We start from the raw sequence: 12,727 nt of genomic DNA on the forward strand, positions 1-12,727 counted from the left end.
ATTTAAAATTGGCAAGACTTTAGTTTTTGCATAATTGGGATATCTGCATCTGCCCAGTCTAAAGTTTCCAATTCGTTTGTTTTTAGCCATTTATAATCAATGTGTTCTGTTAATTTTAATTTTTGGTTCTTACATTTACAGATAAAACTATGCATTGTTATAATAAAGTCAGGATATTGATGTATAACTGTTATAAATTCTTTCTCAACATTAATATGCATATTTAATTCTTCATATATTTCTCTTATAATAGTTTGTTCTTTTGTTTCTCCTAATTCCATTTTACCGCCAGGAAATTCGTATTTTTTTGAAATATAATTATATTTATTTTCGCCACGTTGTACACATAAAATTTTGTTTTCAAATACTATAATTGCTGCAACTACTTCAATTTTTTTCATTTTTTGTCTCTGTTAAAAATGATATTTTTTTGATAAATGTAAAAATAGAAAATGTTGAGTTATTTAGTGTTATTAACCTCATAAGTTTTAAAAAAAAACACCAACATTTCTGTTAGTGTTTTTATAAAAGCTAAAAAGTGACTGAAAATTAATCCTCCAATAACACCTCCAATATCGTAATCGCAGCATCGCTAATTTTAGTCCCAGGGCCAAAAACAGCTACAGCACCTGCCTCAAATAAGAATTCATAATCCTGTGCAGGAATTACTCCACCCACAATGACCATAATATCTTCGCGACCGTATTTTTTCAATTCTTCAATTACTTGAGGGACTAAGGTTTTGTGTCCTGCCGCTAAAGAAGAAACGCCTAAAATGTGTACGTCGTTTTCTACCGCTTGTTTGGCTGCTTCTTGCGGGGTTTGGAATAATGGTCCAATATCCACGTCAAAACCTACATCGGCGTACCCTGTGGCGACTACTTTAGCGCCACGGTCGTGTCCGTCCTGACCCATTTTGGCAATCATAATACGCGGTCGACGTCCTTCTTGTTTGGCAAAGGCATCTGCGAGTTGACGGGCTTTTTCAAAGCTTTCGTCATTTTTTATTTCTTTACTATACACCCCACTAAAACTTCTAATTTGTGCTTTGTATCTTCCAAAAACGCTTTCTAAAGCGTCGCTAATTTCTCCTAAAGTCGCTCGGTTACGTGCGGCAGCTACAGCTAAATCTAATAAGTTGCCGTTTCCTGTTTGTGCACACTCCGTCAGTTTGGCTAAACAGTCAGCTACTTTTGCCGTATCGCGAGTCGCTTTTATTTGTTCCAAACGTTCAATTTGTTGTTTACGAACGGTTTGGTTGTCTACTTCAAGGATATGTAACGGGTCTTCTTTTTCCAGTCGGTATTTGTTAACCCCCACAATAATGTCTTGCCCGCTGTCAATACGCGCTTGTTTACGCGCTGCAGCTTCTTCAATACGAAGTTTCGGGATACCTGCTTCAATAGCTTTGGTCATGCCACCTAGTGCTTCCACTTCCTCAATCAAAGTCCACGCTTTTTCAGCGATTTCAGCCGTTAGACTTTCTACATAATAACTTCCCGCCCAAGGGTCTACCGTTTTGCAAATTTTGGTTTCTTCTTGCAAGTAAATTTGGGTATTACGGGCAATACGTGCCGAGAAATCGGTAGGTAACGCAATGGCTTCGTCTAAGGCATTGGTATGTAACGATTGGGTGCCTCCAAAGGCAGCCGCAGCCGCTTCAATAGCCGTTCGAGCCACATTGTTAAAAGGGTCTTGTTCGGTTAAACTCCAGCCTGAGGTTTGACAGTGCGTACGTAAAGCAAGTGATTTTTCGTCTTTAGGTTCAAATTGTTTTAAGAGTTTTGCCCATAGCATACGACCAGCACGCATTTTGGCAATTTCCATAAAATGGTTCATCCCAATAGCCCAGAAAAACGAAAGGCGTGGAGCGAACTCATCAATATTCATTCCTGCGGCTAAGCCCGTGCGTATGTATTCTAGACCATCGGCTAAAGTATAAGCTAATTCAATATCTGCAGTAGCTCCCGCTTCTTGCATGTGGTAGCCTGAAATAGAAATCGAATTGAACTTTGGCATATTTTTACTGGTATAGTCAAAAATATCGGCAATGATTTTCATCGATGGGGTAGGTGGGTAAATGTAAGTATTACGAACCATAAATTCTTTTAGGATATCATTTTGAATGGTTCCTGAAAGTAGGTTAGTGGCTACGCCTTGTTCTTCGGCAGCCACTATATAAAACGCCATAATAGGTAAAACAGCACCATTCATGGTCATAGAAACCGACATTTCGCCCAATGGAATTTGGTCGAAAAGGACTTTCATATCCTCCACCGAGTCGATGGCTACACCAGCTTTTCCAACGTCTCCCACTACGCGCTCATGGTCTGAATCGTAGCCTCGATGCGTAGCCAAGTCAAATGCTACAGATAAACCTTTTTGCCCAGCGGCTAAGTTTCTTCTGTAAAAAGCATTACTTTCTTCGGCAGTAGAAAATCCTGCATACTGACGTATGGTCCACGGACGACGTACGTACATGGTAGCATACGGTCCGCGCAAGTTGGGAGCAAAACCTGCTCCAAATTCTAAATGTTCTAGTCCTTTTATATCTGATTCGGAATAGGTAGATTTTACCTCAATGCCTTCAGCAGTTGTAAATGAGCTATCAGCAGTAGGTTTTTCTTTTTCGGCTAATGGCTTTAACGTAATATTTTGTATGTTTTTTCTCATAATTATTATTCTTGAGATAAACGTTCTTGTTCTAGTTTTTCAGCCAAACGTTTTTCGATAATGGGTGTAATTAGTGTTTTTCTAACGTTTTGTTTTATAAATGGGTACAATTCTAAATCGTTTTTCATACGGTCATTTTTATTAGGGTATTTATTAGTTCCTAATAAAATTTCTTTCCCCTTGTTAAAAAAATCCTGTTCTTTTTCAGCGCTTTCTTTTATTTTTCGTTGGATTGTTCCCTCTATTAGTTGAGTGATGAATCCGCCACCATTTTCGATATCTTTGAATAAAGTTAAAGCTTTTTCCGCTAATTGTTGGGTTAATTCTTCTATGTAATAAGAACCGTCAGAAGGATTTTTTACTTTGTCAAAATAACTTTCATGTTTTAAGACCAATAATTGATTGCGTGAAATTCGATCTCCAAATTCATTGTCTTTATGATAAATAGCGTCATACGCTAAATTAGCAACTGCGTCAGCACCCCCTAAAATTGCACTCATACACTCAGTTGTGGTACGAAGCATATTGACATTGTAGTCATATAAAGTTTTGTTACGTTTGGTTGGTGTAGCCATAATATGGCAATCGGAAGTATAATTGTATTCTTTCGCTAGAGTATTGAATAATAGACGTAAGGCGCGGATTTTTGCAATTTCAAAGAAGTAATTGCTTCCAACTGCTACGTTGATTATGATGTTGGAAGTTAAGTTTTTAACTCTATTAAAATATTCATTGCAATGTGCTAAAGTGTAAGCTAATTGTTGAATAATGTTGGCTCCAGCATTTTGATATATTTCAGTATTAATACTTAAAGAGGTTTTAGACTGATTTAAAATTAAAAAATCGCTTTCTAAATTACTAAACCAATTGCCATCTTTTGTTAGTTGGCCAATCGGATCAATTTCTAAAAAGGTTGAAGGTCTAAGTGTTTGTACTTTTTTTATGAAATCGGGACTAAGAAAAAGAGGTTTTACATATACTTGAATTTCTTGTGGAATTGTATGTAGTAGTTTTTCTAAATCTAAGGATTCGTTTTCTAATGTAAAACGAATGCTTTCGGCTCCTCTTGACAAGGTTTCTTTGGCTCTATTGATAGATTTTTCTAAATCGTATACAAAAATATTTTGAACGATCTTAAAACTATTTTTGTTAGAAGTTATTTCTAAAGGCGTATTGGTTTCATCTATATGATAAAACGGCTTAACTTTTATTCCTTCAGGACTTTCCCAAACAAGTGTTTCGTTATAATCAGCGCCTTTTAGTTCATATTGAATTTGTTGCTTCCATTGTTTGGAAGTAACTGAGTTGAATTCATTGAATAGTTTTTCTTTCATGTTGTGTGTAAACAAACTATTTTTAGATGAAATAGTTGATTGATTTTTCACAAATTTAAAAAAATAACGTTTAAGAATAGAATCTTGCTTTAAAATGATTATAATTTGTTGTAAAAAAAGAAAAGGAGATAGTTTTAAAGCCATCCCCTTGTTGTTTTATCGAATTAAATTCAATTACCAAATGATTTTTTTGGTTTCGTAATCTCCGTTTGAATAAGTTACTCTGGTAATAATTACGTTATTTGTTTTAGGTACGTTTTTAGTAAAACTTTGAACATTAGGTACTGTTTGTTGTAAAAGGATTTTACCTTGTGCATCAGTTATTAAAATAGCACTAAATTCTTTGTTGGATTTTAGGTTAATTTGATCTTCTTCTGTTGCTATTATTAATTGATTTTCTATCTCCATTGATTTACGTAATACTTCTGTGTTTAAAGAAACAGTAGGCGTTACTAATTCTAAAGTATATTGATCTGTATTAAGTTTAGAGTAATCAATTGTTATATTCTCATTTTTACTAAAATTATGAGTTTGAATTAAATTGTTTTTTTGATCAAAAAGGTAGATTGTTATGTCTTCGTTTTCAAATCCTTTTCTATTGATAGTCCAAAGTCCTTCTTTGTTTTCGGTTACTAATTCTTTAGTAGCTACTTTTATAGAATTTTCTTTTGCATAAGCAACTTTGTACGTTTGATTGTTATGTTTCATTTCTACAATGTATGCGCCTTCTTTTAAATCCTCTAGTTTTTTGCTGATCATTTTATTACTAGCTGAATTTGCGTCAAAACCATAAATATTTGTGATTTCGAAGTTACCATTCTTGTTTTGAGTTGGGATAAGTGGGTGTAACTGGGATTTGTTAAATTCTATGATAGGTTCTTTAGAAGTTCTGTCTGAATACATAGCGTTCCAATTGAGTAAGCCTCCTGTTCTATGCCAGTTGAATTTAGCAATAGAAGCTATTAGCCAAGGGAAAACACCTCCTGCATGTCCTAAAGGGCCTAAGTTGGTAGCGTTAATTTTGTATTTAGATAAATCAAAAAGTGAATAATAGTTTCTTTGTACTTTTTCTGTTTTTAAAGCATTTTGAAAAGGTATTTCAGCATCTGCAGTAGTGTATGACATCGTTGTAGGTGTTGTGTTATGAAAATCATATACATCACTTTTTTTTAAGAAATCTCTTAAAGGATTACTAGGACCAGATGCGGTTTTAATATATTCTTTAGTGAATAGAGTTTTCCATTTTAGAGGCCCCCAATCAAGTCCTCCTTCTTCCTTAAGAACGTGTTTTTTGTAAGTTTCTTGAAACTCTGGAGAAATCATTTCTGTAAAGCTTTTCTGATATTGTTTGTATCCTAAACTGTGTGCACCGTTTACGATATAAGCAATAAAAGCAGATGAAGGGTAATCTTCATTAGCTAGTACGCGATCTTCATAAGTCGTTTTAGATAAATCGTATGGACCTGCTCCAGCATATACTTGTTTGAAGTTAAAACGTTTGTATTTTTCTGTATTGTATTTTAATACAGCCATAGTCGAGTGACCTCCTTGGGAGTAACCAGATAGGAAATATTCGTTATATCTTTTTACTCCTTTTTGGTTCAAGAATGTATCTGCTGCTGTAAGCATATCTATACTAGCAGAAGCTTCTGTTTTTGCATCAGCATATGGGTGTACGCCTTCTGAATCACCTAGTCCTAGGTAATCAGGTGATACAACATAGTAGCCATTAAGTGCATATAGCATATCAAGAATAAATCCGCCTTCACGGGTGCTTTTAAGATTAGAAGGAACATTTGCTCTTTTGTCTGCTGTAGGGTGTTCTAATAAAACGGTTGAAAGAGGATAATCAACTTTAGGGAACATTACTAGACCATGTGCCTTTACAAGTTTGTCGTGGTGGTCTGTAGTCCAGTAAGTTAGTTTGTATCCTTCTAAGCCTTTAACAAGAAATTGAAAAAGTTTAGCTACACCTGTGGGTAATTTAATGTTTCCAAAACCAGCCATTCTTTGAAGTACTTGGTGGGCAGAATCGTCCATTTTTTTTTCAACACTAATCAAATCACCTGGTTGCTGGGCAAAGGTTGATAGTGAAATAAATAATGATAATACGAGTAAAGTTTTTCTCATAAAAAAAAAGATTAAATTATTGTTAATAAAAACGCAAATTTAATCTTTTTTCAAAATACTGTGATGGTATTTTTTGTTTTGATGTTTTTTACTCTAATGTATCGTTTTCAAATTCTATAATATATATATCTTCGTTTTCACGTTTCATATAGTATTTTTCACGAGCATATTTTTCAATTTCATTGGAACTTTTTAACTTTTTGATTTGTTCAAGGTCTTTTGAAATTTCCTCTTTGTAATATTTTTTATTATCTTCTAGTTCTTCAATTTCTTTGTTTAAGACTTGATGATCTAAATAAGAATAGTTGTCTAGAAAAAGCATCCAGATTAAAAAGAAAGCACTGACTAAAAAGTATTTGTTACTGATTATTTTAAACCAATATTTTCTTTTTAAGAAGTTTTTTAAAGATTGAAACATATTCTAATACAAATTCTTTTGATAATAAATAAAAAAGCAAATTTAAGAAATCCGTTGATTAATAACAGCTCTTACTACATCAATGGCAACCGTGTTGTATTTGTCATTTGGTATAATGATGTCAGCAAAAGCTTTAGTAGGTTCTATAAATTGTTCGTGCATTGGTTTTAGTGTGGTTTGATAACGATTTAGAACTTCTTCCATATCTCGACCTCTTTCAGCAATGTCGCGTTTTAATCGTCTGATTAATCGTTCGTCTGAATCTGCATGAACAAAAATTTTAATATCAAACATATCTCGGAGTTCAGGGTTGGTTAGGATTAAAATACCTTCAACAATCATTACTTTTCGGGGTAAGGTATGAATGGTGTCTCCAGTGCGATTATGTTTAACAAACGAATATACCGGTTGATCGATTGCTTTTCCTTCTTTAAGATCTTTTAGGTGTTCGACTAACAAAGTAAAGTCAATTGAACGAGGGTGGTCAAAATTAATTTTTGTTCTTTCTTCTAAGCTTAAATCGCTTGTTTCTTTGTAATAATGATCTTGTGAAATAATACCTACCTCTGTTTCAGGTAGTTCATTCATGATTTGATGAACTACAGTTGTTTTTCCTGAGCCTGTGCCGCCTGCAATACCTATAATTAACATACTTTTTTGGAATTTTAAAATGCAAAAGTAGTTTTTTTTGAAGTTCTATCAAATTTAGTTAGTAGAGATAATAAAAAAAACCTTTCGATAAAGAAAGGTTTTTGTCGGGGTGGCAGGATTCGAACCTGCGACCTCCTGGTCCCAAACCAGGCGCGATGACCGGGCTACGCTACACCCCGAAAGCGGGTGCAAATATAAAGATATTTGTTTGTAATATGCAAGTGTTTTTTAGAATATTTATTGTTTAGGATTGATTTTTTTAGTAAAATGGTTGAATATTGGTTTTTTGTGTTTAGATGAATCGTTTTAAGGTTGAAATTGTTGTTTTGAATTATATTTATGATTTGTATATGAAAGAGTTTTATACAACAAAATAAAAGAGGTTTGGAAAAAGTAAAAAAAAGAACTTCTTTTTTACTTTTTTAGAAGGGTTAAAGAAAAATAGAGGGATTGGGTTTTATTGAGTTTCTCTTTTTTAAGTTTGTTGTAGAAAAAGAATGGGTTTGATCGTTTATAACCACTTCAAAAAACTCCGTTCTTTGAAGTGGTATTGTTAACTTATATTCCTTTTATAATATTTATAAAATCATTTGTGGTTAAAGAGGCTCCTCCTATTAAACCTCCATCAACGTCAGGTTGAGAAAAAATTTCTTTGGCATTTTCTGGTTTAACGCTTCCTCCGTATAAAATGGAAACATTTTCTGCAATCTCATTTCCGTAACGTTCTAGAATTGTTTGTCGGATGAATTTATGCATTTCTTGTGCTTGTTCAGGAGAAGCTGTTTCTCCTGTGCCAATGGCCCAAACGGGTTCGTAAGCTAAAATTATATTTTTCCAATCAGAAGCATTTAAATGGAATAGAGCGTCTTTTAATTGGTATTCTACTATATTAAAATGTTGTGTGTTTTGACGGTGTTTTAATTCTTCCCCAAAGCAGAAAATAATTTTCATTTCGTGCTTTAGTGCTGTGTTTACTTTATTGGCTAATAAAGCATCGGTTTCATGAAAATAAGCACGACGTTCAGAATGTCCTAAAATAACGGTTTGAATCCCAATATTTGTTAGCATATCAGCGGATATTTCTCCCGTAAAAGCACCGCCTTCTGCTTGGTGCATATTTTGAGCAACAACTTCTATAGAAGTCCCTTTAGTTTGTTCTACAGCTTGAGTTAAGTTAATAAAAGTAGGGGCTATGATGATTTTAGCGTCTGTTTTTGGAAGATTTATAATTAAGTCCGCTATCAATTCTTGTGTTTGTTTAGCATTTTTATTCATTTTCCAATTACCAGCTACTATTTTTTGTCTCATATTATAAATAATTAGGATTTAAGAGTGCAAAGATATGTCTTTTAACAAGTTAAAATATCTTTTAATTCGATATGATTTTGTTTGTTTACAAAGTTTTTAAAAGGGTGTTTATTTTTTCAGTATCTTTTTCGATGGCTCTGAATAGAACCACTTTCCCTTTTTTATCTAAAATAATGTATCTGGGTATCCAGTCTAAATTTACTGATTTTCCGAAATTGCCTTTCATGGTTTCTCCTACATACAAATGGTCTCCTATTAGTTCGTGTTTTTCAATTCCTATTTTCCACGTTTCTGGAGTTTTGTCAAAAGAAATGAAAACAAATTTAGTATCTGGATTTTCTATTTGTAATTTTTTTAGGTTGGGCATATTTTTAATGCAATCGCCACACCACGAAGCCCAAAATTCTAGAACAATACTTTTTTCTGTATTTTGAGATATTATTTCTTTTAATGTAATTTTTTGACCGTTAATGTCAGTCAAAGAATAATTTAAGGTTTCATTATTGAGTTGTGTATCCTGTGCTTTTGAGCATGAGATGTTAAGTATTATTGTGAGTATTAATGTTATTATTTTTTTCATTTTATTTTAATTGAGTAAAGGGTTTATTAATTAATTCTTGATAATTCTTAGGATTGAATTGATTTTCATTAATGCCAAAATAATATTTGTATTCATGTCCATTCCATAAGTATTTTACACCAGGAGTATCTTTTCCCGTTCCCAATAATTTCCAGAAGGGAATGATTTCAATTATTTTGTAAGGGTATTCAGCACCTGTTTCTTGAAAGAAATCGGGTATTTTTTCGGGTTCTTCGTTCATAAAAAGAACTAGTATTTCAGGAAAATTTTTATTTGTACGTTTTAACTCTGTTAGTTCTTTTGCTGCTTGACGGCAATGATCACAACCAGGAACAAAGAAGCATAAGGTTTTACGGCCATTATCAATGTTAGAAAAGAACTGGGCGTAACCTGATTTCTTTTTGGAAGGTTCATTAATTGTTTTTTCTTCTTTTATTTTTTCTAATGGTTGTTTTATGGAGTCTTTAATGACTGTTTTTTGTATAACAGAATCTTTTTGAATCATTGAAGAATCAATGTTAGTTGTGTTTGTCGAATCTATCGTGATCTCGGTTGGTAAGTCTAATTCACTTGCTGATTTGATAGGAGCTAATATGAAAATTATAAGGATAGAGATTAATGTAATTAGATTTATTGGCCAAATTTTATGGATTTCTGTATTGTCTTTTGGTAACATAAAAAGAATTAAGCCAAGAAGGATAATAGCAACTACGTTTTTGATGATGGCTTCTATGGGAGTCATAGGTATTAATTCTCCAAAACAACCGCAGTTGCCTGAATTACCACCATTAATGAACGTTTCGTAAGATAAATGAATTACAAAAACAATAAGTAGCGTAATGGTTGCAGGGATGATTATTTTTTTTAGATAGTTATTTTGTAGAATGAGTATCCCTAACGCCATTTCGATACCTATTAAAATTCTTGAAAACCAAGGGGCTATATTTTCAGAAAATCCTAAAGGATACAATTGTTTTACTTCAAAAGTTGAGATTGCAAAATAGGGGGACGGGTACATTTTTGCAATAGCTGATATGATGAACAGCAATGCTATTATGATTCGGAATAGGATCGTTAGGTTTTTTTTCATTTTTTTTCATTTTTAAAACATATAAACTCTATAGATTTAGGTCTTATGTGATTGAAATTATTTTATGTTTTCTAATAAAATTAGGGCAAAAACGGAATAATTAATCATGTCTTGGTAATTCGCGTCAATGCCTTCACTTACTAAAGTTTTTCCTTTGTTATCTTCGATTTGTTTTACTCGTAAAATTTTTTGTAAAATAAGATCGGTTAATGAACTTACTCGCATATCGCGCCAAGCTTCGCCATAATCATGGTTTTTAGCTTCCATAAGCTGTTTGGTAATTAGTATTTTTTCGTCATATAATTTTATGGCTTCCTCTACATTTAGATCGGGTTGTGTTGCAACCCCTTTATCTAACTGGATCAGAGCCATGATGGAGTAGTTTATGATACCTATAAATTCAGAAGTTTCGTCCTCGTTTATTTTTCTTACTTCGTTTTCTTGTAAGGAACGGATGCGTTGAGCTTTTATGAAAATTTGATCTGTCAGAGAAGGTAAGCGTAAAATGCGCCAAGCACTGCCATAATCTTTCATTTTTTTAGTGTATAAATCGCGACAGTTGTTTATTATTGTATCGTATTGTTGAGATGTATTACTCATTTGTATATTATATTTGCATCAAATTTTTTCAAAAATAGGGATTTTTAAATAAAATGCTGTTAATAAAATGCAAATGGCTACGATAAACTGTAAAGGAAAACTGGTTGATTTAAGGAAGCCCAAAGTAATGGGAATTTTAAATATAACGCCTGATTCTTTTTATGATGGAGGAAAGTTAAAAACGGATCTTTTCGTTTTAGAACAAGCTGAAAAAATGGTACTTGATGGTGCTTTTTTTTTAGATGTAGGAGGGCAATCAACAAGACCTAATGCTCCGTTTTTGTCCGCAGATGAAGAATTGGGTAGGATAGAGGAAATCGTTTTGCTTTTGATAGCTAAGTTTCCAGATGTATTAGTGTCTATTGATACCTTTCATAGTAAAGTAGCTGATGAGTGTTTGCAAATAGGGGCTTCTTTGATTAATGATATTTCAGCCGGTGGATTAGATGCGAATATGTTTCGTGTTATTGCTAAACATAATGTGCCATTTGTTATGATGCATTTGAAAGGGACTCCTAAGACAATGCAGCAAATGGTGGATTATGATGATTTGCTTAAGGAAATTTTGTTTTATTTTTCGGAAAAAATAGCAAAGGCAAGGAGTTATGGTATTAACGATTTGATTCTTGATCCTGGTTTTGGGTTTTCTAAAACCTTGGAGCAAAATTTTGAATTATTATCTAAAATGGAACTTCTATCTATAGCTGAATTACCTATTCTTGTAGGGATGTCTAGAAAATCAATGATTTATAAAACATTAGATCTTACAGCACAAGAAGCATTAAATGGGACTACTGTTTTAAATACGATTGCAATAACTAAAGGGGCTTCTATTTTGCGGGTACATGATGTGAAGGAAGCATTGGAGGCTATTAGACTTTGTGAAATGATATGAGGCAATGGAAATAAAAAAAGGATGTTCAAGAATGAATATAGAATATGAACATCCTTTTTTCGTGTAGGTATTTTGAATCTTTTTGGATAAAATTTCTTATATCCGATTTTTTTTCTAAAGGGAATATTGTTAAGAAAGGCTTTTCTTAGTTACAATATTTTAATAATTCTTTTTCTTGAGTGCCTGATTTTTTTAAATCGTTGCATACTGAATCGGTTTTCCCTAATTCAATATTAGCCTTAGCTCTATAATAATTTAATAAATTTTCTTTTGGACCAATAGCTAAACCTTTAGTGCAAATTTCAACACATTCTGAATATTGTTTGTTTTCAAAATAGGCTTGTGTTAAGTAAAAATAAGGTGATTTATGCTCTTTATTAGATGAAATTAATTTGTTTAGCATCTCTATAGCATCAGGGTATTTTTTAGAATTTAATTTTTCTAGTGCTTTAGAAAAAAGCGTATTTTCTTCAGGTGTAAAAGGATTATCAACTATTTCTTCATTTTGAGCAAATGTGATAAGACTTGATAATAAAGTAATAAAGAAGATTATTTTTTTCATATTAGTAGGTTTTAAAAATCAAATTTAATCAAATTTAATCACTTGGTTATTTGTTTTAGAAAAAAGTTTTATGATTCAATAACTGCTGTTGTAAATAATTGTGCTATTTGTGGGATGGTGTCTGGAGCGACAGGGCGACCATCTTTTATAGCTACACCTGTTACTTTAGCAGACACCATTAGTTTGTTGTCGGATAGGCGAATGATGTTTTGATGGAAGATTACTTTTAGATTTCCTTCTTTTTCAGCACGTACTTCTACTTTAAAATGGTCTCGGCTAATAAGTGAATTTTTAAAATTGATTTCAATGCTTTTTACGACTAATAAGATATTTTTTTGAGCAAATTCAACAAAGTCTACTCCATGGTGGTGTAAAAACTGATGTCGAGCGTGCTCGAGGTAATTTTGATAAACGGAATTGTTCACGATTCCTTGTACGTCTAATTCGTAATTGCGAACAGACATTTCAATAAAAAAATTTTCCATT

Annotated in this window: 13 protein-coding genes and 1 tRNA gene; 1 reads left to right on the plus strand and 13 read right to left on the minus strand. The window is 32.8% G+C overall.

Annotation, left to right across the window (positions count from 1 at the left end; translation table 11 throughout):
• Positions 1-2: 2 nt before the first annotated feature.
• From HUE53_RS10145 to HUE53_RS10195, 11 genes are all read right to left on the minus strand, one after another.
• Positions 3-401: a (deoxy)nucleoside triphosphate pyrophosphohydrolase gene (locus tag HUE53_RS10145; protein ID WP_192188459.1), complete on the minus strand. Its 399-nt coding sequence runs from the start codon at positions 399-401 to the stop codon at positions 3-5.
• A gap of 148 nt (positions 402-549) precedes the next feature.
• Entirely contained in the window at positions 550-2,673 is a 2,124-nt protein-coding gene (gene scpA / locus HUE53_RS10150; protein ID WP_394368212.1) for a methylmalonyl-CoA mutase, read from the minus strand.
• Between the two features lie 5 nt (positions 2,674-2,678).
• Complete coding sequence (locus HUE53_RS10155) at positions 2,679-4,007, minus strand: methylmalonyl-CoA mutase subunit beta (RefSeq protein WP_041253424.1); 1,329 nt, start codon at positions 4,005-4,007, stop codon at positions 2,679-2,681.
• Positions 4,008-4,181: 174 nt separating this feature from the next.
• Complete coding sequence (locus tag HUE53_RS10160; protein WP_014165604.1) at positions 4,182-6,137, minus strand: lipase family protein; 1,956 nt, start codon at positions 6,135-6,137, stop codon at positions 4,182-4,184.
• 88 nt (positions 6,138-6,225) lie between these two features.
• Positions 6,226-6,555 carry an FtsB family cell division protein gene (locus tag HUE53_RS10165; RefSeq protein WP_014165603.1) on the minus strand — a complete coding sequence of 110 codons (330 nt, stop codon included), beginning with the start codon at positions 6,553-6,555 and terminating at the stop codon, positions 6,226-6,228.
• Between the two features lie 42 nt (positions 6,556-6,597).
• Positions 6,598-7,206, minus strand: coding sequence for a uridine kinase (gene udk / locus HUE53_RS10170; protein WP_014165602.1), 609 nt, complete (start codon positions 7,204-7,206; stop codon positions 6,598-6,600).
• 104 nt (positions 7,207-7,310) lie between these two features.
• Positions 7,311-7,385: transfer RNA gene (locus HUE53_RS10175), tRNA-Pro, on the minus strand.
• 379 nt (positions 7,386-7,764) lie between these two features.
• Positions 7,765-8,514, minus strand: coding sequence for a triose-phosphate isomerase (gene tpiA / locus HUE53_RS10180; protein ID WP_097609562.1), 750 nt, complete (start codon positions 8,512-8,514; stop codon positions 7,765-7,767).
• Between the two features lie 85 nt (positions 8,515-8,599).
• Positions 8,600-9,094 carry a TlpA family protein disulfide reductase gene (locus tag HUE53_RS10185; RefSeq protein ID WP_014165600.1) on the minus strand — a complete coding sequence of 165 codons (495 nt, stop codon included), beginning with the start codon at positions 9,092-9,094 and terminating at the stop codon, positions 8,600-8,602.
• Position 9,095: 1 nt separating this feature from the next.
• Positions 9,096-10,184, minus strand: coding sequence for a MauE/DoxX family redox-associated membrane protein (locus HUE53_RS10190; RefSeq protein ID WP_065213401.1), 1,089 nt, complete (start codon positions 10,182-10,184; stop codon positions 9,096-9,098).
• Positions 10,185-10,241: 57 nt separating this feature from the next.
• The gene (locus HUE53_RS10195; RefSeq protein ID WP_014165598.1) at positions 10,242-10,784 is read right to left on the minus strand and encodes a DUF1599 domain-containing protein; all 543 of its coding nucleotides are present in this window, start codon (positions 10,782-10,784) and stop codon (positions 10,242-10,244) included.
• 67 nt (positions 10,785-10,851) lie between these two features.
• Here HUE53_RS10195 and folP point away from each other — a divergent pair, with 67 nt between their 5' ends.
• Positions 10,852-11,679, plus strand: coding sequence for a dihydropteroate synthase (gene folP, locus HUE53_RS10200; RefSeq protein WP_065213402.1), 828 nt, complete (start codon positions 10,852-10,854; stop codon positions 11,677-11,679).
• A 145-nt stretch (positions 11,680-11,824) separates the two neighbouring features.
• Here folP and HUE53_RS10205 read toward each other — a convergent pair whose 3' ends face one another.
• Together HUE53_RS10205 and HUE53_RS10210 are read right to left on the minus strand one after the other, a co-directional pair.
• Positions 11,825-12,241: a tetratricopeptide repeat protein gene (locus HUE53_RS10205; protein WP_014165596.1), complete on the minus strand. Its 417-nt coding sequence runs from the start codon at positions 12,239-12,241 to the stop codon at positions 11,825-11,827.
• A 68-nt stretch (positions 12,242-12,309) separates the two neighbouring features.
• The gene (locus HUE53_RS10210; RefSeq protein ID WP_014165595.1) at positions 12,310-12,726 is read right to left on the minus strand and encodes an acyl-CoA thioesterase; all 417 of its coding nucleotides are present in this window, start codon (positions 12,724-12,726) and stop codon (positions 12,310-12,312) included.
• Position 12,727 lies beyond the last annotated feature (1 nt).

Source organism: Flavobacterium columnare (assembly GCF_014844295.1).
Lineage (GTDB): Bacteria > Bacteroidota > Bacteroidia > Flavobacteriales > Flavobacteriaceae > Flavobacterium > Flavobacterium columnare.

Bases quoted from the DNA above. Each gene is read 5' to 3' on its own strand.
- HUE53_RS10145 (WP_192188459.1), bottom strand. From the start codon at position 401: ATGAAAAAAATTGAAGTAGTTGCAGCAATTATAGTATTTGAAAACAAA.
- scpA (WP_394368212.1), bottom strand. From the start codon at position 2,673: ATGAGAAAAAACATACAAAATATTACGTTAAAGCCATTAGCCGAAAAA.
- HUE53_RS10155 (WP_041253424.1), bottom strand. From the start codon at position 4,007: ATGAAAGAAAAACTATTCAATGAATTCAACTCAGTTACTTCCAAACAA.
- HUE53_RS10160 (WP_014165604.1), bottom strand. From the start codon at position 6,137: ATGAGAAAAACTTTACTCGTATTATCATTATTTATTTCACTATCAACC.
- HUE53_RS10165 (WP_014165603.1), bottom strand. From the start codon at position 6,555: ATGTTTCAATCTTTAAAAAACTTCTTAAAAAGAAAATATTGGTTTAAA.
- udk (WP_014165602.1), bottom strand. From the start codon at position 7,206: ATGTTAATTATAGGTATTGCAGGCGGCACAGGCTCAGGAAAAACAACT.
- tpiA (WP_097609562.1), bottom strand. From the start codon at position 8,514: ATGAGACAAAAAATAGTAGCTGGTAATTGGAAAATGAATAAAAATGCT.
- HUE53_RS10185 (WP_014165600.1), bottom strand. From the start codon at position 9,094: ATGAAAAAAATAATAACATTAATACTCACAATAATACTTAACATCTCA.
- HUE53_RS10190 (WP_065213401.1), bottom strand. From the start codon at position 10,184: ATGAAAAAAAACCTAACGATCCTATTCCGAATCATAATAGCATTGCTG.
- HUE53_RS10195 (WP_014165598.1), bottom strand. From the start codon at position 10,784: ATGAGTAATACATCTCAACAATACGATACAATAATAAACAACTGTCGC.
- folP (WP_065213402.1), top strand. From the start codon at position 10,852: ATGCAAATGGCTACGATAAACTGTAAAGGAAAACTGGTTGATTTAAGG.
- HUE53_RS10205 (WP_014165596.1), bottom strand. From the start codon at position 12,241: ATGAAAAAAATAATCTTCTTTATTACTTTATTATCAAGTCTTATCACA.
- HUE53_RS10210 (WP_014165595.1), bottom strand. From the start codon at position 12,726: ATGGAAAATTTTTTTATTGAAATGTCTGTTCGCAATTACGAATTAGAC.